The organism is Nocardioides sp. ChNu-99 (assembly GCF_029493445.1).
Classification (GTDB): Bacteria; Actinomycetota; Actinomycetes; order Propionibacteriales; family Nocardioidaceae; genus Nocardioides.
In genome coordinates this window covers 1-20,262 of the sequence record NZ_JAHWBL010000058.1, presented here as the reverse complement: position 1 = coordinate 20,262, position 20,262 = coordinate 1, and the positions used below count along the sequence as shown (strand labels likewise).

At 76.2% G+C, this 20,262-nt stretch carries 22 protein-coding genes; 10 read left to right on the top strand and 12 right to left on the bottom strand.

The window, feature by feature from the left end:
• Positions 1-36: 36 nt before the first annotated feature.
• Positions 37-735, bottom strand: coding sequence for an HNH endonuclease family protein (locus KK617_RS15555; RefSeq protein ID WP_277501045.1), 699 nt, complete (start codon positions 733-735; stop codon positions 37-39).
• 168 nt (positions 736-903) lie between these two features.
• On the opposite strand from KK617_RS15555, the gene KK617_RS15550 reads away from it, so the two are divergent.
• A complete protein-coding gene (locus KK617_RS15550) occupies positions 904-2,334 on the top strand; it encodes a wax ester/triacylglycerol synthase family O-acyltransferase (RefSeq protein ID WP_277501044.1) in 1,431 nt (476 codons plus the stop codon).
• On the opposite strand, the gene KK617_RS15545 is transcribed toward KK617_RS15550, so the two are convergent.
• Positions 2,283-3,557 (bottom strand): site-specific DNA-methyltransferase, encoded by a 1,275-nt coding sequence (locus KK617_RS15545; protein ID WP_277501043.1) that lies wholly within the window; start codon positions 3,555-3,557, stop codon positions 2,283-2,285. The two genes, KK617_RS15550 and KK617_RS15545, sit on opposite strands and share 52 nt — an antisense overlap.
• 15 nt (positions 3,558-3,572) lie before the next feature.
• The gene (locus tag KK617_RS15540; RefSeq protein ID WP_277501042.1) at positions 3,573-4,256 is read right to left on the bottom strand and encodes an alpha/beta fold hydrolase; all 684 of its coding nucleotides are present in this window, start codon (positions 4,254-4,256) and stop codon (positions 3,573-3,575) included.
• Between the two features lie 36 nt (positions 4,257-4,292).
• Here KK617_RS15540 and KK617_RS15535 point away from each other — a divergent pair, with 36 nt between their 5' ends.
• From KK617_RS15535 to KK617_RS15515, 5 genes are all read left to right on the top strand, one after another.
• Positions 4,293-5,132, top strand: coding sequence for an endonuclease/exonuclease/phosphatase family protein (locus KK617_RS15535; protein ID WP_277501040.1), 840 nt, complete (start codon positions 4,293-4,295; stop codon positions 5,130-5,132).
• Positions 5,133-5,197: 65 nt separating this feature from the next.
• Complete coding sequence (locus KK617_RS15530; RefSeq protein ID WP_277501039.1) at positions 5,198-5,674, top strand: GNAT family N-acetyltransferase; 477 nt, start codon at positions 5,198-5,200, stop codon at positions 5,672-5,674.
• Between the two features lie 56 nt (positions 5,675-5,730).
• Positions 5,731-6,555 carry a hypothetical protein gene (locus tag KK617_RS15525; RefSeq protein ID WP_277501037.1) on the top strand — a complete coding sequence of 275 codons (825 nt, stop codon included), beginning with the start codon at positions 5,731-5,733 and terminating at the stop codon, positions 6,553-6,555.
• Positions 6,556-6,709: 154 nt separating this feature from the next.
• Entirely contained in the window at positions 6,710-7,609 is a 900-nt protein-coding gene (locus KK617_RS15520) for an ABC transporter permease (RefSeq protein WP_277501035.1), read from the top strand.
• The gene (locus KK617_RS15515; RefSeq protein WP_277501034.1) at positions 7,602-8,453 is read left to right on the top strand and encodes an ABC transporter ATP-binding protein; all 852 of its coding nucleotides are present in this window, start codon (positions 7,602-7,604) and stop codon (positions 8,451-8,453) included. The genes KK617_RS15520 and KK617_RS15515 overlap by 8 nt, the downstream gene beginning before the upstream one ends.
• 34 nt (positions 8,454-8,487) lie before the next feature.
• Here KK617_RS15515 and KK617_RS15510 read toward each other — a convergent pair whose 3' ends face one another.
• Complete coding sequence (locus KK617_RS15510) at positions 8,488-9,540, bottom strand: glycosyltransferase family 2 protein (protein ID WP_277501033.1); 1,053 nt, start codon at positions 9,538-9,540, stop codon at positions 8,488-8,490.
• A 70-nt stretch (positions 9,541-9,610) separates the two neighbouring features.
• Here KK617_RS15510 and KK617_RS15505 point away from each other — a divergent pair, with 70 nt between their 5' ends.
• A complete protein-coding gene (locus tag KK617_RS15505) occupies positions 9,611-10,768 on the top strand; it encodes a phosphodiester glycosidase family protein (protein WP_277501032.1) in 1,158 nt (385 codons plus the stop codon).
• A gap of 39 nt (positions 10,769-10,807) precedes the next feature.
• Here the strand turns inward: KK617_RS15505 and KK617_RS15500 are convergent, their stop codons facing one another.
• From KK617_RS15500 to KK617_RS15485, 4 genes are all read right to left on the bottom strand, one after another.
• Positions 10,808-11,431 (bottom strand): response regulator transcription factor, encoded by a 624-nt coding sequence (locus KK617_RS15500; protein WP_277501030.1) that lies wholly within the window; start codon positions 11,429-11,431, stop codon positions 10,808-10,810.
• Positions 11,428-12,654: a histidine kinase gene (locus KK617_RS15495; protein WP_277501029.1), complete on the bottom strand. Its 1,227-nt coding sequence runs from the start codon at positions 12,652-12,654 to the stop codon at positions 11,428-11,430. The genes KK617_RS15500 and KK617_RS15495 overlap by 4 nt, the downstream gene beginning before the upstream one ends.
• A gap of 121 nt (positions 12,655-12,775) precedes the next feature.
• Positions 12,776-13,597, bottom strand: a complete 822-nt coding sequence (locus KK617_RS15490) for an ABC transporter permease (RefSeq protein WP_277501027.1) — start codon at positions 13,595-13,597, stop codon at positions 12,776-12,778.
• A gap of 2 nt (positions 13,598-13,599) precedes the next feature.
• Positions 13,600-14,628 carry an ABC transporter ATP-binding protein gene (locus KK617_RS15485; RefSeq protein ID WP_277501026.1) on the bottom strand — a complete coding sequence of 343 codons (1,029 nt, stop codon included), beginning with the start codon at positions 14,626-14,628 and terminating at the stop codon, positions 13,600-13,602.
• Between the two features lie 112 nt (positions 14,629-14,740).
• Here KK617_RS15485 and KK617_RS15480 point away from each other — a divergent pair, with 112 nt between their 5' ends.
• The gene (locus tag KK617_RS15480) at positions 14,741-15,592 is read left to right on the top strand and encodes a DNA-formamidopyrimidine glycosylase family protein (RefSeq protein ID WP_277501025.1); all 852 of its coding nucleotides are present in this window, start codon (positions 14,741-14,743) and stop codon (positions 15,590-15,592) included.
• Between the two features lie 56 nt (positions 15,593-15,648).
• On the opposite strand, the gene KK617_RS15475 is transcribed toward KK617_RS15480, so the two are convergent.
• Positions 15,649-16,269, bottom strand: a complete 621-nt coding sequence (locus KK617_RS15475; RefSeq protein WP_277501024.1) for a hypothetical protein — start codon at positions 16,267-16,269, stop codon at positions 15,649-15,651.
• A 66-nt stretch (positions 16,270-16,335) separates the two neighbouring features.
• Between KK617_RS15475 and KK617_RS15470 the strand changes: the two genes are divergently transcribed.
• The gene (locus tag KK617_RS15470) at positions 16,336-16,989 is read left to right on the top strand and encodes a mismatch-specific DNA-glycosylase (RefSeq protein ID WP_277501023.1); all 654 of its coding nucleotides are present in this window, start codon (positions 16,336-16,338) and stop codon (positions 16,987-16,989) included.
• Here the strand turns inward: KK617_RS15470 and KK617_RS15465 are convergent.
• A complete protein-coding gene (locus tag KK617_RS15465; protein WP_277501022.1) occupies positions 16,986-18,488 on the bottom strand; it encodes a gluconate:H+ symporter in 1,503 nt (500 codons plus the stop codon). The two genes, KK617_RS15470 and KK617_RS15465, sit on opposite strands and share 4 nt — an antisense overlap.
• Positions 18,485-19,057: a gluconokinase gene (locus KK617_RS15460; RefSeq protein ID WP_277501020.1), complete on the bottom strand. Its 573-nt coding sequence runs from the start codon at positions 19,055-19,057 to the stop codon at positions 18,485-18,487. Before KK617_RS15460 ends, KK617_RS15465 begins: the two co-directional genes overlap by 4 nt.
• 143 nt (positions 19,058-19,200) lie before the next feature.
• Here KK617_RS15460 and KK617_RS15455 point away from each other — a divergent pair, with 143 nt between their 5' ends.
• A complete protein-coding gene (locus tag KK617_RS15455) occupies positions 19,201-19,989 on the top strand; it encodes an FCD domain-containing protein (RefSeq protein WP_277501019.1) in 789 nt (262 codons plus the stop codon).
• Between the two features lie 42 nt (positions 19,990-20,031).
• Here the strand turns inward: KK617_RS15455 and KK617_RS15450 are convergent.
• Positions 20,032-20,262: hypothetical protein (locus KK617_RS15450; RefSeq protein WP_277501017.1), on the bottom strand; the 231-nt coding region annotated here is incomplete at its 5' end.

Below are 20,262 nucleotides of genomic sequence, written 5' to 3'. Positions count from 1 at the left end.
CCCCCCCCCCCCGCGACTGGGGACGCTTTCGGCCGCTCAGTAGACGGTCACCGACACGGTCTGGCTGCACCCCGAGGCCAGGGAGGTCAGCGCGGAGCGCTCGGCGCTGTCGACGCTCAGGCCCCACCGGTGCTTCACCGACACCCACTCGGTGACGTAGCGGCAGCGGTAGCCGGCCGGCGGCATCCACTCCGCCGGGTCCTGGTCGCCCTTCGCGCGGTTCGTGGCGGCGCTGACGGCGACGAGCGACCCGGCGTACCCGAGGTCGTTCGCGAACGCCCGCCGGCGGGTCGACGTCCAGCCCGACGCCCCGGAGTCCCAGGCCTCCGCCAGCGGCACCATGTGGTCGATGTCGAGGCTGGACGCGGCGGTGTAGCTCGTCGCGTCGTAGTAGGAGAACCACCGCCCGCCCGAGATGGCGCAGCCCGCCCCCGTGCTCGGCGCCGCGTCGGCCTCGGCGAGGAGCACCTCCTCGCGGGTGTCGCAGCCGTCGCCGTCCGCGTCGACCCAGTGCACGAACAGGGAGCGGTCGTAGCCGGTGCGCCGTTCCGTGGCCCCGGGCAGGTCGGCCACGGCGCGGGTCACCGACGCGGTGTAGGTCGCGGCGTGCGCCGGGCCCGGCACGGCGACGAGGCCGGCGAGGGCGAGCAGGACCGCCGCCAGCAGGGCGAGCGGCGCGGAGAGGTGCGAGGGGGACGAGAGGGACGAGGTGGGTGAGGTGCGCAGGCTGGACACAGGTGCTCCCGAGAGGTGGTGGAACGCGGCGCAGCCACCCTGCACCGTCCACGCCGGTGACCGACACGTCCGCGCGGTCAACGCTCTGCAACACTTCGGGGACGCGTCGGTGTGACCCAGGCCACGTACGGCGTGCCGCACCCCCCGACGTACCCGGACGGAGACCCCGTGGGAGCACCGCTCGACCCCACCGCGACCGCCTTCCTGCTCGCGGAGAACCGCAGCATGCCGATGCACGTGGGGGCCCTCCAGCTCTTCGAGCCGCCCGCCGACGCCGGCCCGTCGTGGGCGGCCGACCTCGTCGAGCGGCTCCGGGCGACCGAGCAGGTGGCGCCGCTCTTCCTCAAGCACCCGCGCCGCTCGCTGGCGACCGCGGGGCAGTGGACGTGGGCGACGGACTCCCAGTTCGACGTCGAGCACCACGTGCGCCACAGCGCGCTGCCGCAGCCGGGCCGCATCCGCGAGCTGCTCGAGCTGTGCGGGCGGCTGCACGGCACGCGGCTGGCCTACGAGCGGCCGCTGTGGGAGTGGCACCTCATCGAGGGCCTGGCCGACGGCCGGTTCGCGATGTACTCCAAGATGCACCACGCCCTGCTCGACGGTGTCGCGGCCATGCGGCTGCTGCAGGCCGTGCTGAGCGAGGACCCCGACGAGCGCGACATGCCCGCGCCCTGGGCGCTGCGCACCGACGCCGGCCGCGGCGGGCGCCCGGGCCACGGCGGGCACAACGGCCAGCACGGGCACCACGGGCACGGGCTCGCCGAGGCGGGCCACGCCCTGCGCTCGGCCCTCGGGATCGCCGGGGAGGCGGCAGGGCTGCCGGGCTCGCTCGTGCGCACGCTCAACCGGGGCCTGCGCAACCAGACGTCGGCCGTCAGCTTCTACTCCCCCCGCACCCTGCTCAACCGGCCCATCACGGGCGCGCGGCGGTTCGCGGCGCAGGACTGGCCGCTCGACCGGCTGCGGGCGATCGGGCGGGCGTCGGGCACGACGCTCAACGACGTGGTGCTCGCGATGTGCAGCGGCGCCCTGCGCTCCTACCTGCTCGACCTGCACGCGCTGCCCGAGGCGACGCTGACCGCCATGGTCCCCGTGTCCTTCAAGCGCGGCGAGGCGAGCACGGCGTCGGCCGCCGGCGGCAACGCGGTGGGGGCCGTGATGGTGCGCCTCGGCACCGACCGGGCCGACGCCGCCGACCGGCTCGCCGCCGTCCACACCTCGATGGTCGAGGGCAAGGAGGCGCTGGACTCGATGACGAACGCCCAGGCCCTCGCCATGTCCGCGCTCGGGCTGGCCCCGGCCGTCGCCCTGCCGCTCCTGCGCCTGCAGGGGGTCACCCGCCCGCCCTTCAACCTCATCATCAGCAACGTGCCGGGCCCCGAGGGCACCCGCTTCTTCGACGGGGCGCCGATGGTCGGGATGTACCCCCTGTCGATCCCGCTGCACGGCATCGCGCTCAACATCACCTGCACCTCCTACGACGGGCGCCTCGGCTTCGGGCTGACCGGCTGCCGGCGCACCGTCCCGCGGCTGCAGCGGCTGCTGACCTACCTCGACGAGGAGGTCGCGGCGCTCGAGTCGGCCGTCGGCGTCGCCTGAGGGGCGTCCTCGACCGGCGCCTCGGTCGGCGCCTCGGCCGGCGCCGCGGGCAGCGGGCCGGGCCGCTCGACGTACCCGCCCCCGACGCTCGCCGCGACGGCCCGCAGGCGCGCGCGGGTGACGTCGGCGACCGAGCGGAACCCCGCGTCCCACGCCGGCGAGCCGGGCCGCACGGCCTCGCCGTGGTTGATGCTGAGGCAGGTGCGGGTGCCGCCGTCGGCGGCGTTGAGCAGCGCGGTGGCGTGGCCCGTGGTGCCGCTGCCCGCGAAGGGGTCGAGCACGCGCGCGTCGGCGGGGTACGTCGCGAGCACCCGCCGCAGCAGGCCGGTCGGCTTCGGCGAGTCGAAGGCCTTGCCCACGAGCGCCCCGACCTCGGCCACGGCGGTGTCGGTCGACCCGACCTCCGCGGCGGTCCAGATGGTCGTCAGCTTCTTGCGCCGCCCCTCCTCCCACCAGTCGCGCTGGAACACGTCGACCCGCTCCCCCAGCCGGCCGCGCACCCGGCGGCACACGAGGTCGTCGGGGCGCTCGTCGACGAGCGGGCGCGACCAGCGCCAGACGGCGGGGCTGCCGTCGCCGAAGACCGGTACGACGGGCGCGGACCCCGCGAACGGCTCGGTGGCGACGCGCCCCGTCGCGGCGTCCCCGTGCAGCGCGTAGTGCAGCGTCGGCGCGGTGGACGGGCGGAACTTCTTGTTCGTGTTGCGCAGCGGCAGCAGCCGGAAGCGCCGGCCGTCGTCGCTGGTGTGGGGGAAGTCGGCCGGGTCGACGCCGTCGGGGCTCGTCGGGTCGAGCACGCAGGCCGCCGCGTCGCGGGCGACGACGAGCAGGTACTCGTGGTTGGTCGCGAACCCGCCGCCGAGCTGGCGGCCCTTCGCGTTGAGGTTGACCACCACCTGGGCCAGGAAGCACTCCTCGCCGAAGACGTCGTCGAGCAGGAGGCGCAGCCGCGCCGCCTCCCGGTCGTCGATGCTGACGAAGAGCGCGCCGCCGGGGGCGAGCACGCGGCGTACCTCCTCGAGCCGGGGCCGCATCATCGTCGCCCACGCCGCGTGCCGGGTGGCGCGGGCGCCGGTGCGGAAGTCGTCGCGGTAGGCGAGCGTCGTGGCCCGGTTGTACGGCGGGTCGAGGTAGGCGACGTCGAACGAGGCGTCGGGCAGCCCGGCGAGCACCGCGAGGTTGTCGCCCTCGACGAAGACGTTGTCGCACCGCTCGGAGGCCACGGCGCTCATCATGCGTCAGGCGAGCCCCTCCCCGGTGAGGAACGCCGTCACGGCCGCGGCCACGTCGGCCCCGTGGGTCGTCACCACCATGTGCGCGCCGCGCGGCAGCGTGACGGGGCGGCCCAGCTTCGCCGCCCAGTCGGCGGGGCAGATCCGGTCGTGCGGTCCCCGCACCACCAGCACCGGGCACGTGAGGCCCGCGAGCGCGCGGCGCACGTCGTCGCGGCGCGCGGCGTCCATCGTGCGGGTCATGGACCCGAGACCGGTACGGCGGTACTGCCGCGCCAGCGCCGGCACCTGGCGCGGGTCCTCCCGGGCGGCGGTCGCCAGCCACCGCCGCGCCAGGGCGGGCCAGCCGGCGGCCCGGGGGTCGGTCGTGGGGCCCACGAGCACCAGCGCGGCCACCCGCTCCGGCGCGAGGCGGGCGGCGTGGGCCGCGACCTGGCAGCCCGACGAGTGGGCGGCGAGCACGACGGGCGGGCCGGCGCCGAGCCCCGCCAGGTCGTCGGCCACCCGGCGCGCCAGCACGGCGGGCGCGAGGTCGGTGCCGCGCGGCACCGGCTCCCCGTACCCCGGGAGCGTGCGCACCGTCACCGGCCACCCCAGGCGCGCCTCCACCGGGGCCCACGACCGCGCGTCGAGGCCGAGACCCGGCACCACGAGCAGGCGGAGGGGCGGCGGTGCGCTCGTCTCGTCCACGGCCGCCGGTACCCCGCCGGTCGTACCGTGGGCGCCGTGCCGCCCGTCCTCACCCTCGCGACCGCGAACGCGGCGAGCGGGCGCGACCGGCGCGGTGCGCTCGGCGCGGCGAGCTGGGGCCGGTGGGCCGCCGCGGCCGCCGCCCTCGACGTCGACGTGCTCGCCGTGCAGGAGGTCGACCACCTGCTGCCCCGGAGCGGCCGCGTCGACCAGACGGCGGTGCTCGCCGCGGCGCTGCGCGGACGGGAGCGCGGGGGCGCCGGGGCGCCGCCGTGGCACGCCCGGTTCGCGGCGGCGGTGCACGGGACGCCGGGCTCCGCGTCGACCTTCCGGCCCGCCGGCGACGACGCGCAGGACCGGCCCGACGAGCCGTCGTACGGCGTCGCGCTGCTCTCGCGCCACCCCGTCGTCGCGTGGCGCGAGCTGCGCCTGGGGCCGTCGCGCGTGCGGCTGCCGGTGCCGCTGCCGGCCGGGGCGGGCCGCCGGGTGCTCTGGGTGCCCGACGAGCCGCGGGTGGCGGTGGCGGCGGTCGTCGCGACGCCGGCGCGCGAGGTGGCCGTCGTGACGACGCACCTGTCCTTCAGCCCGTGGCGCGCCCGCGACCAGCTGCGCGAGGTGGTGCGCTGGTGCCGCGACCTGCCCCGGCCGCTGGTGCTGCTCGGCGACCTCAACCTGCCCGGGCGCCTCGCGGTGCGCGCGGCGGGCATGACGCCGGCGCTGCGGGAGCCGACCCACCCGGCGGTGCGGCCGCGGGTGCAGCTCGACCACGTGCTCCTCGACGACCCGGCGGGGGTCGTCGGCGTCACGGCCGCCGCGACCCGCCGCGTCGCCGACAGCGACCACCTCGCCGTGCGGGTGGTCCTGTCCGGGGTCTGACCTGGCCTGACCCGCGCACCGACCGGGCTGCCCGCGCCGGGTGACCCGCGTCGTACCCTCGCGCCGTGCCCGCCCCCGCCCCCGTCATCGCCCCCGAGCCCGACGTCGCGGCCGCCGACGTGGTGGCCCTGCTGCGCGGCCACCTCGCCGAGATGCGGGCCGTCTCCCCGCCGGAGTCGGTGCACGCCCTCGACCTCGAGGCGCTGCGGGAGCCGGCCGTCACGTTCCTCACCGCCCGCGACCCCGACGGCGCCCTGCTCGGAGTCGCGGCCCTCAAGCGCCTCGACGCCGCGCACGGCGAGCTGAAGTCGATGCGGACCGACCCCGGCCGCGTCCGCTCCGGCACGGGTACGGCGCTGCTGCTGCACGTGCTCGACCTCGCCCGCGCCCGCGGTCTGGAGCGGGTCAGCCTCGAGACCGGCACCGAGCCGTTCTTCGCCCCGGCCCGGGCGCTCTACGCCCGCCACGGGTTCGTCGAGTGCCCGCCGTTCGCCGACTACGCGCCGGACCCGCACAGCGTCTTCCTGACCCGGGAGCTCTGACGCCGTTCCCGCCCGTTCCCGCCCGTCGCCACCGGGCCAGCGGGGATGATGACGCGGTGGGTGGGACGGGACGCGAGGGGCGCCGCGAGCGGCGCGAGCGGGTGCGGTGGGAGAAGGAGATGCTCCGCCGCCTCGAGGCGCTGGACCGCCTCGACGCGCACTACGGGCTCGGCGCGTCGCCGTACTCCCCGCCGCCTCCCCGGCGTGGGCGCGGGGGTGGCCTGACCCTGCGCGGCGCGGTCCCGGCCGGCATCGTCGTCGCCCTGCTCGTCGTCGCCACGCTCGCCGTGGCCCCGGCCGCCGCGCCCCTGCGGGCCGCGCTGGGCCTCGAGCGGTACGGCGAGGGCGCCGACTACGAGCCCGGCCAGGGCACCTACGCGTTCGCCGCCACCCAGGACGGCAGCGAGGAGCCGGTCGGCTACGACCCGTGCGTCCCGATCCGCGTCGTGGTCAACCCCGAGGGCGCGCCCGACGACCACCGCGAGCTCGTGGACCGGGCGGTCGCCACCATCGAGGGCGCCACCGGCCTCGACCTCGAGGTGGTCGGCGAGACCGACGACCGCGAGATCGACGACCGGGGGCTGGACCCGGCGGGCAACCCCGAGCCGGCCCTGGTGATGTGGGCCGACGAGGACGAGGTCGGCGACCTCGCGAGCGGGATCGTCGTGCTCGACCGGGAGGACCTCGCGGCGATCGAGCGGGAGCCGGGCGGCACGGAGCAGCGCCAAGCCATCGTCGACCACGAGTTCGCGCACCTCGTCGGGCTCGGCCACGTCGACGACCCCACCGAGCTGATGCACGCCGAGAACACGGGGCAGACCGCGTTCGGGCCGGGCGACCTCGAGGGCCTGGCCCGCCTCGGTTCCATCCCCTGCGGGTGAGCGCGCGGGGGACGGCGCGAGCGGGCCGCAACTCGGACGCGGGGGTCCCACGCGCTACTCTGCGGGGTGCTCGCAGCACGAGCAGACGTCCCCGTGCAGTCCCCCGCACCGTCCCGAGGAGCCCCCGCATGACCCGCCGCCGTGAGGTCCGCGCGTGAGCGCCGAGCCGGTCGCCGACCAGCAGGGCCGCCTCCCCGAGGAGGTCGGGCTCTCGCTGAAGGAGATCGCCGAGCGGCACGGCCTGCGCCAGGTGGGCGGTCGTCCCCGGCTGGGGGCCTACCTCAAGGGCCTGCTCGAGCGGCGCCACTTCGCCCTCGTGCTGGCGCGGTCGCAGGCCTACAGCCAGAACCAGGGCAGCTACCTCGGCCAGGCGTGGAACATCCTCAACCCGCTCATCAACGCGGCGGTCTACCTGACGATCTTCGGCTACGTGCTGAAGACCGACCGGGGCATCGAGAACTACATCGCCTACCTGCTCGTCGGCGTCTTCTTCTTCCAGTTCGTCACCCGCGCCATCACGCTCGGCTCGAAGGCCGTGGTCGGCAACACCGGTCTCGTGAACTCGTTGCAGTTCCCGCGGGCGCTGCTGCCCATCTCCACGGTGCTGACCGAGCTGATCGCGTTCCTGCCCGCCATCGTCGTGCTGCTCGTGCTCATGCCGATCTCCGGCGAGCCGTTCCGCTGGTGGTGGCTGGCGCTGCCGGGGGCCGTGGCCCTCATGCACCTGTGGGGCACGGGCATGGCGTTCCTGCTCGCGCGCCTCGTCGTGGAGGTGCGCGACGTCGCCAACCTCATCCCGTTCGCGATGCGCGCGCTCATGTACTTCTCGGGCGTCTTCTTCTCCATCACCTCCTACGCGGGCTCGGGGCTGCTCGGCACGGTGCTGGAGTACCAGCCGGTCGCCGTGTACCTGCAGCTCGCCCGCACCTGCCTCATGGTCGAGGCCGAGCCCTCGGCGGCGCTGTGGATCGCCGCCGCGGCCTGGGCGTTCGGCACGCTGCTGGTGGGCTTCCTCTTCTTCTGGCGGGCGGAGGCGAAGTACGGCCGTGGCTGACGCGACCCCCACCCCCGTGCCCGCGCCCGCGCCCGACGCGACGGGCACCCCCGCGACCCCCGGCACCCCCGACCGGGGCCGGCCGGTGCTCGTCGTCGACGACGTGCACCTGAAGTACAAGACGTACGGCGGCAAGCGCCGCACCCGCAGCTCCCGCCTGCCCGGCTGGGCCCAGGGCTTCACCCAGGGCGTCGGCGCGGTCGACATGGTCCACGCGGTCAAGGGCGTCTCGTTCGTCGCCCACCACGGCGAGTCCATCGGGCTCATCGGCCACAACGGCTCGGGCAAGTCGACGCTGCTGCGCGCCGTCGCCGGCGCGATGCCGGTGAGCAGCGGCGCGATCTACACCGACGGCGTCGCCTCGCTCCTCGGCGTCTCGGGCGCGCTCATCAAGAACCTGTCGGGCGAGCGCAACATCATCCTCGGCTGCCTGGCGCTGGGCCTGAAGCCCGACGAGGTCGCGCAGCACTACGACGAGGTCGTCGAGTTCGCCGACATCGGCGAGTTCGTGCGCCTGCCGATGGAGGCCTACTCCTCGGGCATGGGGGCGCGGCTGCGGTTCGCCATCTCGACCGCCGCCTCGCCCGACATCCTCATGATCGACGAGGCGCTCGCCACCGGTGACGCCTCGTTCAAGGCCCGTTCCCAGCGCCGCATCGACGAGATCCGCGAGCGCGCCGGCACCGTGCTGCTCGTCAGCCACTCGATGGGCACGATCAAGGAGACCTGCGACCGCGTCCTGTGGCTCGACTCCGGCGTCCTGCGCGCCGACGGGGACCCCGACGAGGTCATCGAGGCCTACATGGAGACCCAGCGCAAGAAGGTCGAAGCCGCCAAGAAGTAGGCGGCTGGGGTCTCCCCACCTGGGCGGGGAATCCTCAGGCCCGGTGCTCGCGCTCGACGTCGCGCAGGAACCCCGCGCCCCAGGACAGGTGCATGGTGGCGATGACGACGGGCAGCCAGGCGCGGGCGCGCGGCGGCAGGTCGCGGCCCTCCGGCACCGAGGCGGCGGCGACCGCGCCGGCGTACCCCAGCGGGGCGAGCCAGCCCGCCCGCAGCAGCCGCGACCCGGTCACCTCCCCCACCACGCCGACGACCGCGCCGGCCACCACCGCGGCCGTCACCACCGGCGGCGCGAGGTAGCGCACCGACGCCGTCTCCGGGTAGTGCCCCACGACGCGGCGGCGCCAGCGCCCCGAGCCGTGGAACTGCTTCGCCAGCGCCCGCACCGTGCGGCGCGGGCGGTAGGTGACGGCGATCGACGGGTCGAACCACACCGTCTCGCCGGCGGCGCGGATGCGGTGGTTGAGCTCCCAGTCCTGCGCGCGGCGGTAGCGCTCGTCGTACCCCCCGAGCCGCTCCAGCACGTCGCGGCGGAAGGCCCCCAGGTAGACGGTCTCGGCGGGGCCCGGCTCCCCGCCCACGTGGAAGCGCGAGCCGCCGATGCCCAACCGCGAGCTCATCGCGACGGCGACGGCGCGGCCGAAGTCGTCCTCGCCCTCGACGTGCATCCGCCCGCCCACGTTCGCGGCGCCGGTCGACTCCAGCAGCGCGACGACGCGGCGCACGTAGTCGGGCGGCAGGAAGCCGTGGGCGTCGACGCGCACCACGTAGGGGTGGTGCGACGCGGCGATCGCGGCGTTGAGGGCCTGCGGGGTGCGGCCCGTCGGGTTCGGCACGACGTGCACGCGCGGGTCGGCGGCCGCGAGCTCCGCGGCGATCTCCTCGGTGCGGTCCTGCGACGGCCCGACGGCGAGCACGACCTCGAGCTCCCCGCCGTACTCCTGCGCCAGCACCCGCGCCACCGACTCGGCGAGGTAGGGCTCCTCCTCCAGCACCGGCATCACCACCGACACGGGCGGGAGGACGCCCCAGGCGGGGTCGACGTCGAGCTCGGCGGGGTCGGTCGCGGGGGGCGGGGTCGGGCGCATCGCGGCGATCTTACGCACCGTTCACCTCGCCGCTCCGCACGCCACGGGGCCCCGCCCCTACGGTGGGGTGATGCCCTCCCACCGCATCGCGGTGGCCGGCGCGAGCCTCCTCCTGCTCGCCGTCGGCGCCGTGCCCCCTCCCGTGTCCGCCGCCCCCTCCCCCGAGGTACGCCGTCCCGCGGCCGCCGCCTCCGCTGCTGCCGCCGAGCCGCTCCGGCTCGTGAACGGGCAGATGCTGACCCGGGGCGTGTCGCTCCACGCGCTCACCTACGCCGACGACCGCGGCCGGCTCACCGGCCAGGTCCTCACGGTGAACCTCTCCGCGACGAGCGTCGGCGTCGAGCACACGTCGACGAACCGCGTCGCCCAGCGCGCCACCCTCGACCGGCTCGCCGGGGGCGCCGTGGCGGCCGTCAACGGCGACTTCTTCGACGTGGCGGGCACCGGCGCGCCCCGCGGGTTCGGGATCTCGCGGTCCCGCGGGGTGCTGCACGGCCCCGAGGCGGGCTGGAACCACGCGTTCTTCCTGACCCGCACCGGCCGCGTCGGCCTCGGCCCGCTCGACCTGCAGGCGCGGCTCGCCGAGTTCCCGACCGTGCGGGTGTCCGGGGTCAACTCCCCCACCGTGGCCGACGACTCCGTCGGCGTCTACAACACCCGCTGGGGCGCGACCGTCGACGCCGCGACCCTCACCGGCGGCGACCGGGACGTGCGCACCGCCGTGGTCTCCCGGGGCCGCGTCGTTCTCAACGCGCCGACACAGCGGCGCAGCATGCCGGCCGACGGCTACGTGCTCGTCGCGCGGGGGGACGCGGCCAGCCAGCTGCTCGCGATGCCGTACGGGCGGGTGGTCACCCCGCGCGCCTCGGTCGCGGGCGACCCGGCGGTCGCCGTCGGCGGCAGCGGCCTGCTGGCGAAGGACGGCCGCGTGGTCAACCGGTCGAACACCACGCTCGCGCCCCGCACGAGCATCGCCTACGACCGGCACGCGAACCGGCTGTTCCTCGTCGTCGTGGACGGGCGCTCCACCCGCAGCCGCGGCGCCACCCACTACGAGATGGGCACCATCGCGACCCGCATCGGCGCGGAGGACGCCCTCAACCTCGACGGCGGCGGGTCGACGACGATGCTCGCCCACGTCGCCGGTCGCCTGCGGCTGGCCAACCGGCCCTCGGACGGGGCGATGCGCGCCGTACCCAACGGGATCGCGCTGGTGCCGCGGGGCTGAGGGGCCCGGCCCCGGGGCGCCGGGCGGTGGGGCGTCGGCTCAGATCCAGCCCATGCGGCGCGCGGTCGCGCAGGCGTCGTGGCGGTTGGCCGCGCCCAGCTTGGTGACGGCGCTCGAGAGGTAGTTGCGCACCGTGCCGGGCGACAGCGCCGCCCGCCGGGCGATCTCCTCCACGGGCGCGCCGTCGGCCGCGAGCTCCAGCACGTCGGACTCGCGCGGGGTGAGCGGGCTGTCGCCGGCGCTGATGGCCTCGGCGGCCAGCTCGGGGTCGACGTGGCGGCCGCCGCGGTGCACCGTGCGCACCACCTCGGCCAGGGTCGCGGCCGAGCTGGTCTTGGGCAGGAACCCGCGCACGCCGGCGGCCAGCGCCCGCTTGAGGTGCCCGGGCCTGCCGTGGCTGGTCACGATGACGCAGGCGCAGCCCGGGAGCCGGGAGCCCAGCTCCTCGGCCACCTCGATGCCGTCGAGCCCGGCGCCGTCGCGGCCCGGCATCTGCAGGTCGAGCACCGCGACGTCCGGCCGCACCTTGAGGGCGACCGCCAGGGCCTCGCTGCCGCTCGCGGCCTGGGCGACGACCTCGAGGTCGTCCTCCAGCCCGAGCATCTGCGCGAGCGCCTCGCGGATGAGGTTCTCGTCGTCGGCCAGCAGCACGCGGATGGTCACGCCTCCACCTCCTCCGGCGCAGGGGCGCCCGTCGCTCGGACCGGGAAACGGACCCGCACCCGGAAGCAGTCGTCGTCGCGGCGGGCGTCGAGCTCCGCCCCCAGGGGCGCGAGGCGCTCCGCGAGACCGATCAGGCCGGACCCGGCGCCGGCCCCGCCGCCGGTGTCGCTGCCGGTGTCGACCCCGGTGTCGACCCCGGTGCCGCGCTCGCCGCGGGCCCCGTCGTTCTCCACCAGCAGCTCGCCCGCCTGCCACCGCACCAGCACCCGGGTGGCGGACGAGTGGCGCAGCACGTTCGTCACCGCCTCGCGGATCACCCACCCCGCCGCCTCGTGCCACTCCTCGGGCACCTCGTCGACACCGACCTCGCACCGGATCCCGGCCGAGGTGAGGAGCGACCGCGCGCCGCGCAGCTCGGCCGCGAGGTCGGTCGGGCGGTAGCCGCGCGCGAGAGCCCGCGCCTCCCGCAGCGCCTCGTGGGCCGCGGAGCGTACGTCGAGCATCGTCGCCGCCGCGCGCTCGTCGCCGCGTTGCGCCAGGGTGGCCGCGAGCTCGGCCTGGACCGCGATGGTGGACAGGTGGCGCCCCAGGACGTCGTGCACGTCGCGGGAGAAGCGCAGCCGCTCCTCGGCCACGGCCAGCTCGCTCTGGGCGGCCCGGCCGACGTCGAGCTCCCGGACGACGCCGAGCAGCCACAGCGACGCCCGCACCGTGAAGACGAAGAAGACGTGGACGAGGAGGAAGGCGACCGCCGACCCGGGCCGGTCGGGCACGAGCAGCAGCGCGCCGACGAGGAGCGCCGCCGGGGCGGCCGCGGCGACGACGCGGTGGCGGACCCCGCCGAGCACCCAGGCGGTCGTCGAGAACGCCACCCCCACCGCGGCCACCCGGCCCTCGAGCGGGAGCAGGGCGGCGGACACGAGCACGGCGAGGGCGAGCACCACCACGCCGACGACGATGCGACGGGCCCGCGGGTCGTCCAGGGGGTCGCGGGGGTGGAGGTCGAGCACGCGCCCGATGCCCGCCGTCGCCGCGACCGTGAGCACGACGGTGACGACCAGCAGCGGCAGCGCCGACGCCGCCGCCCCGCCCAGCTCCGCGAGCGCGGTGCCGAGGAGGCTGATGTTCATCCACCAGGCGATGAGGTAGAACGACCAGCGGGTGTAGAGGTCGACCCGCTGGACGTCCGTCCGCCGGGTCCAGAACCCGTTCCACCGCGCCATGGCGCCCATCCTCCCCGACCTGTCCGTCACGACGCACGCGGTGCCGGGCCCCTCCCCCGACGAGGCCCGGCACCGCGGCGGGGCGGCGACGCCGCGGTCGCCGCGCGGTCGCCGCCCGGTCTCAGGCCCGCGGCTCCCAGCGCATCGTGCGCAGGGTGAGCCAGAGCGCCAGGGCGGTCCAGGCGGCGAGCACGAGCAGCGGCTCGGCGGCGGTCGTGAAGGTCTCCGCGAACGACAGCTCCGCGCCCTCGACGTCCTGGCCGAACCAGCCGGCGCGGGCGAGCGCGTCGAGCGCGGCGCCGGGCGTGAGGTCGACGAACGGCTGCAGCCGCTCGGGGAAGACGGCGCGGAGGTTGCCGACGACGGCGATGAGGATGACCGGCATCGAGGTGAGCTGCGCGGCCTCGGCGTTGCGGGTCCAGGCGGCCGTCCAGAAGGCGAGGCCGGCGAAGGCGGCGGCGCCCAGCAGGACGGCGGCGATCGCGACCACGGGGTTGGCCGGTGCCGGCTGGCCGAGCGCCACCAGGGCGAGCGTGGCGACGGCCGAGATGAGCACGAAGGCGACGACCCCCGGCAGCGCCATCGACAGCAGGATCTCGCCGTCGCGGGCCTCGCCGGTGCGCAGCCGCTTGAGCACGAGCTCGTCGCGGCGGGTCACCACGAGGGAGAGCAGGTTGTAGAAGACCGGGAAGAGCGCGCCGAGCATCAGCACGCTGCTCATCGCGGTGGTGCCGGCGGTGGTGTCGCCGCGGTCGCCCGCCAGCAGGAAGGTGAGGGGCAGCAGCGGCAGCAGCAGGGCGTAGGACAGCGTCATCCGGTTGCGCGTCAGCAGCAGCGCGTTGGCGCGGGCCAGGCCGACCAGTCGGCGCAGCGGGCCGACCCGCGGGGCGTCGGCCGGGGCCGGCGTCAGGTCGAGGGACGCGAGCGGGGTGGTCGAGGACATGGTCAGGCTCCCTTCGGGAGGTCGGTCGCAGCGGGGGCGCCGGTGGTCGAGGCGCCGTCCGCGATGGCGAGGAAGACGGACTCGAGGCTGGCGGTGCGGGCGTCGAGCGCGTCGAGGCGGATGCCCTCGGCCCGTGCCCAGTCGAGCAGGGCCGTGAGGGTGACCTGGAGGTCGACGGTGTGGAGCACGGTGCGGGGCTCGCCGTACGACGAGGGGTCCACCTGGCCGCCGGGCAGGTCCGGCAGCGCCCGCTCCAGGCGGTCGAAGGTGATCGTGGAGGGGTGGCCGGCGGCGATCTCGCCGGCGGTGCCGCTGCGCACGATCCGCCCGGCGTGCATGATCTCGAGCCGGTCGGCGAGCGCCTCCGCCTCGTCGAGGTAGTGCGTCGTGATGACGACGGTCGCCCCGGCGGCCCGCAGCCCGCGCACCAGACGCCACACCTCGCGGCGGCTCTCGGGGTCGAGGCCGGTGGTCGGCTCGTCGAGGAGCACCAGCTCGGGGCGGCCCATGAGGGTGCAGGCGAGGTCGAGGCGGCGGCGCTCGCCGCCGGACAGCGAGCGGACCTTGACGTCGGCGCGGCCCGCGAGGTCGAGCATCCCGAGGGCCTCGTCGACCGGGCGGGGCGCGCTGAGGGTGGAGTGCCACATCCGCGCGGTCTCGACGACGGTGAGGTCGCCGGAGAAGCCGCTGCTCTGCAGCAGCACGCCGGTACGGCGGCGCACCTCCGCGCGGTCGCGGACGGGGTCGAGCCCGAGCACCCGCACCTCGCCCTCGGTGGCGCGGGCCAGGCCCTCGACGACCTCGAGCGTCGAGGTCTTGCCGGCCCCGTTCGTGCCCAGCAGGGCCGTCACCGAGCCGCGGCGCACGTCGAGGTCGAGACCGCGGACCGCCTCGAAGGCGTCGGCGCCGCGGCCGTAGCGGCGCACGAGGCCCCGCACCGTGATGGCGTTGTCGGACGGGTCGTCGGACGTCGGGGTGCTGCGCACGGCTGCCTCCCCGGGGGTGGTCGCGGGCGTCGGTGTGGTGGTCATGGCTCCACCCTCCGCCCGCTGGCGCCCCGGCGGCAGTGCACCCCGTCACCGGTCCGCAGCGGTCGTCACGGGTCGGGGATGACATCTGTCACGGGCGGCTACCGTCGACGGCGTGCCCGAGGGAGACAGCGTCCACCTGCTCGCGCGCCGGCTCGACCGGTCGCTGCAGGGGCGCACGCTGGCCCGCAGCGACTTCCGCGTGCCGCGGCTCGCCACGCGGGACCTGGCCGGGCGCACGGTGCTCGAGCACGCCACCCACGGCAAGCGCCTGCTCACCCGGTTCTCCGGCGACGTGACGCTGCACTCCCACCTGCGCATGGACGGCAGCTGGACCGTGACGGGCGCCGGCAAGCAGCTGCCGCGGCGGGTGCAGCCCGACGTACGGGTGGTGCTCGCGACGACCGAGGGACCCACGGCCTGGGGCCAGAAGCTGCACGACCTCGACCTGGTGGCGACGTCGGACGAGCGCGCGGTGGTGGGCCACCTCGGTCCCGACCCGCTGCGCGCGGACTGGGACCCCGACGAGGCCGTGCGGCGCCTGCTCACCCGGCCCGCGACCCCGCTCGTCTCGGCACTGCTCGACCAGACCCTCCTGGCCGGGCTCGGCAACCTGTGGGTGAACGAGCTCGCGTTCCTCGTCGGGCGCAGCCCGTGGACGCCGGTGGGCGAGGTCGACCTGCCCGCCCTCGTGGCGCGCGCCGCGACCGCCCTGCGGCACTCGGTCACCGCGCCCGGTGCCTACCAGGTCACCACCGGCAGCAGCCGCCGCGGCGAGAGCCACTGGGTCGTCGGCCGCGCCGGGCGCCCGTGCCTGCGGTGCGGCACGACCGTGCAGATGGCGCCCGAGCTCGCGAACGACGCCGCGAACCGCCGTACCTGGTGGTGCCCCCGCTGCCAGCCCGGCCCGGGGCCGGAGGGCCGGCTCCCGCACCGCGTGGTGGGCGCCGGCCGCTGGGAGGACTAGGCCCGCCGAGGACCAGGCCTGTTGAGGACCAGGCCCGCCGCAGGACCAGGCCCGCGTCAGCGCGTGCCGAAGGGGCGCTCCCAGCGCACCGGGCCGACGAGGACGCGGGCGCCGGGGTCGCCGTCCCACGCGACCGGGAGCCCGGCGTCGGTGAGCACCTCGACGACGGTCCGCCCGACCGCCGCGGCCTCGTCGTCGAGCCGGCCCGACATGCCGCTGAAGCCCAGCAGCAGCCGGCCGGTCAGCACCACGCGGTCGAGGTCCTGCAGGTGGCAGTAGACGTAACCGACGGCACCGGGCAGCTCGCGCGCCGCGGCGTACCCCTCCCGCGCGGCCTCGCCCGCGTCGAACCCCTCGCCGACCGACACCGCGATCCCCCGGCCCGGCAGCGCGGCCAGCGCCCGCTCGAGGGCGAGCGCGCTCGGCGAGGACTCCGTCACCACCGCGTCGTGGGCGGCGACGACCTGGTCGAGCAGCGCGTGGGCCTCCTCGAGGGTCGGCACCGGCTCGTCCGGGTGGACGGCGGAGTAGTCGTCGTGCTCGACGAGGTCCTCCACCTGGTCGCGGAGGTCGTCGAGGTCCTCGACGCCGCGGGCCACCTGGAGCATGAGGGAGCCGGCGAACGTCTCCTCCGACGGCGGGTACGGCGTGGCGAAGGCGGCGTGGGGAGCGGTCACGACGCCGACCCTCCCCGGGCGCGGTCGGCGCAAACCGGCGGTGGCGCGGTGTGGCAGGCTCGCCGGGTGCCGCCGCCCCGCCGTACCCGGTTCACCCGCGCCGAGCTGGAGTCGTTCAACGGCGCCACGGTGCCCGACCTGCTGCCCGGGCCGGACGACCCGCCGCTGCGGCTGCTGTTCGTCGGCATCAACCCCGGGTTGTGGACCGCGGCCACGCAGACGCACTTCGCGCACCCGGTCAACCGGTTCTACCCGGCGCTGCTGCGGGCCGGGATCATCACGCGGCCCATCGACCCGGCCGACGGCATGAGCGACGCCGACCGCGCCCACCTGCGCGAGCGGGGCATCGGCATCACCAACGTCGTGCGCCGTGCCAGCGCCCGGGCCGACGAGCTGACGAGGGACGAGCTGCGCGAGGGCGGGGCGCGCCTGCGCGTGCTCGTCGAGGAGCGGCGCCCGCGCGTTGTCGCGGTCGCGGGGATCACGGCATACCGGGGAGCGTTCGGGCTGCCGAAGGCGGTCGCCGGGCGGCAGCCCGAGCCGTGGGGCACCAGCGAGGTGTGGGTCGTGCCGAACCCCAGCGGGCTCAACGCGCACGAGACGGTCGCGAGCCTCGCGGTGGCGTACGGCGAGGCCGCCCGGGCCGCGGGGGTCGTCGGGGTCGTGGGCGACGAGACCCCGCAGCCCGGGCAGCCCGGGGACCCCGGGCAGCCCGCCTAGATCACCAGGTCGAGCCCGAGCACCAGCACGAGGCCGGTGGCCGACAGGACGGTCTCCATCGCCGACCACGTCTTGATGGTCTGGGGCACGTCGAGGCGGAAGTACTCCTTCACCAGCCAGAACCCGGCGTCGTTGAGGTGCGAGAAGAACACCGAGCCCGAGCCGATCGCCAGCACCATGAGGGAGACCTCGCCGGAGCTCAGCCCGTCGACCAGGCCGGCCATCAGCGAGGACGCCGTCACCGTCGCGATGGTCGCCGACCCGGTCGCCAGGCGGATGAGCACGGCGAGCACCCAGGCGAGCAGCATCACCGAGACGTTCGCGTCCTGCGCCCACTCGGCCAGCAGGGTGCCGATGCCCGTCGAGACCAGCACCTCCTTGAACCCGCCGCCGGCGGCCACGATGAGCAGGATGCCGGCCACGCCGGGCAGCGAGCTCTCGACGCTCCTGCCGACCTCCCCCGCGCTCCAGCCCAGCCCGAAGCCGAAGGTCCACATGGCCACGAGCACGGCGAGGAGCAGGGCGACGAACGGCGTGCCCAGCAGGTCGAGCACGGTGCGCACGCCGTTGCTCTCCTCCAGCAGCACGTCGGCCAGGGCCTTGCCCATCATCAGGATCACGGGCAGCAGCACCGTGGCGACCGTCGTCGCGAAGCCGGGCCGGCGCACGCCGCCGTCGGCCTCCTTCGCGTCACCCCCGCCGGTGACGCCGCCGGAGCGGCCGCCGACCGAGACGGGCGAGTCGGCGTCGCTCGGCGCGGCCACCGGCACCCAGCGGGCGGCCAGGATGCCGAAGAGCGGGCCGGCGACGATGACCACCGGGATGGCCAGCAGCACGCCGAGGCCGAGGGTGACGCCGAGGTCGGCGCCGAGGTTGTCGATGGCCAGCAGCGGGCCGGGGTGCGGCGGCACGAGGGCGTGCATCGCCGACAGGCCGGCCAAGGTAGGGATGCCGATCGCGACGAGCGAGATCTGGGCGCGCCGCGCGACGAGGTAGATCACCGGCATCAGCAGCACGAGCCCGATCTCGAAGAACATCGGCAGGCCGATGAGGGCGCCGACGCCCGCCATCGCCCACGGCAGCGCCCGCGGCGAGGCCCGGCTCACGATCGTGTCGACGACCTGGTCGGCGCCCCCGGAGTCGGCGAGCAGCTTGGCGAACATGGCGCCGAGCGCGATGAGCAGGCCGACGCTGGCGGTGGTGTTGCCGAAGCCCGTGCTGAACACGGTCACGACGTGCTGGAAGTCGTAGGCCTCGCCGTCGACCTCCGCGTCGGAGCCGACGACCGCGATCGCGCCGACGGTGAACCCGCCGAGCACGAGGGCCAGGAACGGGTGCAGCTTGGCGACGGCCACGAGCACCACGACGACGGCGATGCCGGCGAGACCGCCGATGACGAGCTGGGCACCGCCGTTGACGGGCTGCACGAGGTCGCCGGTGGCGAGCGGGCGCACAGCCGCCAGCAGGCCCTCGGTCGAGGGCACGGGAAGGGTGGTCATCGGTCCTGCTCCTGGTCGTCGGCGGGGGCGCCCGCGGGGTCGGGGGTGGGTACGGCGAGCCGCGCCGCCGCGGCGTCCACGAGGTCGTCGACGGAGAGGCGCACGTCGACGACGAAGCCGGCCTCGTCGGGCTCGAGGTCCTCGAGCGTCGCGAACTGCGAGTCGAGCAGCGAGGCGGGCATGAAGTGGCCGGGCCGGCTGGCCTGGCGCGCCGCGATGACCGCACGGGAGCCGGCCAGGTGCACGAACACGGCGGTGGGCGCGCTCTCGCGGATGCGGTCGCGGTAGGCGCGCTTGAGCGCGGAGCAGGTCACGACGCCACCGCGGGCCTCGGCGCGCTCGGCGAGCCAGGCACCGATGGCCTCGAGCCACGGCTCGCGGTCGGCGTCGTCGAGGGCGTGGCCGGCGGACATCTTGGCGATGTTGGCCGGCGGGTGGAAGTCGTCCGCGTCGCCGAACGGCACGCGGAGGCGCTGGGCGAGCGCCGCTCCGACGGTGGACTTGCCGGAGCCGGACACCCCCATGACGACGACGAGGGGCCGGGGCCCCGGGCGGGTCGGATCGGTCATCGGCGGCTCCCTCGTCCAGGCGCCCGGGCGTCCCGCACGTGCTGTGCGCGGCATCACACCGGGGCCCGGACAGTGTGCGATGATTCGTCTGCTGTTTACAACCCCGTCACGCGAATAAATCTGATCTTTGCGAGGAGGCGCTGGTGCCGAACCCCCCGGGCGCCCCGTCGGTCACCCCGTCCCCCACCCCGTCGACCCCGTCCACCACCCCGTCCACCGGCGCCGGCCGTCGCCGCGAGAACGTGCTGGACGCGCTGGGCCACCGCATCGTGGCCGGCGACCTGCCGCCGGGCACCGTGCTGACGCTGGAGGGCGTCGACGCGACGTACGGCGTCTCCCGCTCGGTGTCGCGCGAGGCGGTGCAGGTGCTCGGCGCCATGGGGCTGGTGACGTCGCGGCGGCGCGTCGGCATCACGGTCAGCGAGCGCGCGGCGTGGAACGTCTTCGACCCGCGGCTGATCCGCTGGCGCCTCGACGGGGCCGAGCGCGACGCCCAGCTGCGCTCGCTCAGCGAGCTCCGGGCGGGCTTCGAACCGGCCGCCGCGGCACTGGCCGCCCAGCGCGCCACCGCCGAGCAGGCGGCACGGATGGCCTCGGCCGTGTCCGACATGACGGTGCACGCGCGGGCGCGGGACCTCGACGCCTACCTGGCGGCCGACCAGGTGTTCCACACGACGATGCTGGCGGCGTCGGGGAACGAGATGTACGCCGCGCTCGCCGACGTCGTCGGCGAGGTCCTCGCCGGGCGCACCCACCACCACCTGATGCCGGCCGACCCGAATCCCGACGCCATCGAGTGGCACGCCGAGGTCGCCCGGGCCGTGCGCCGGGGAGAGCCGGCGGCCGCCGAGGACGCGATGCGCCGCATCATCACCGAGGCGCAGGAGGCCCAGCAGGCCCTCGCCGAGCAGGCGGGCCCCGACGACCGCTGACGGCCCGGTGATGGGCCGGGCCCGGGCTCCGGCGCGGCCGGGTCACTCCTGCGACGGGGGCGCGGGCCGGGCGAACGCCCGCAGGAGCCCGACCACGAGCACGAGCGCGGCGGCCACGAGCGCGCCGTAGCCCACGAGCTCGAGCACCACGGAGCCCGTGGAGCGCACGGCCTGCTGCGCCGAGCCGTGCGCCACCAGCACCAGCGCCGCCCCGACGGCGCCGAGCGCGAGCGCGGCGACCGCCGCGTCGCGCGCCCGCGCGGCGGACCGCCC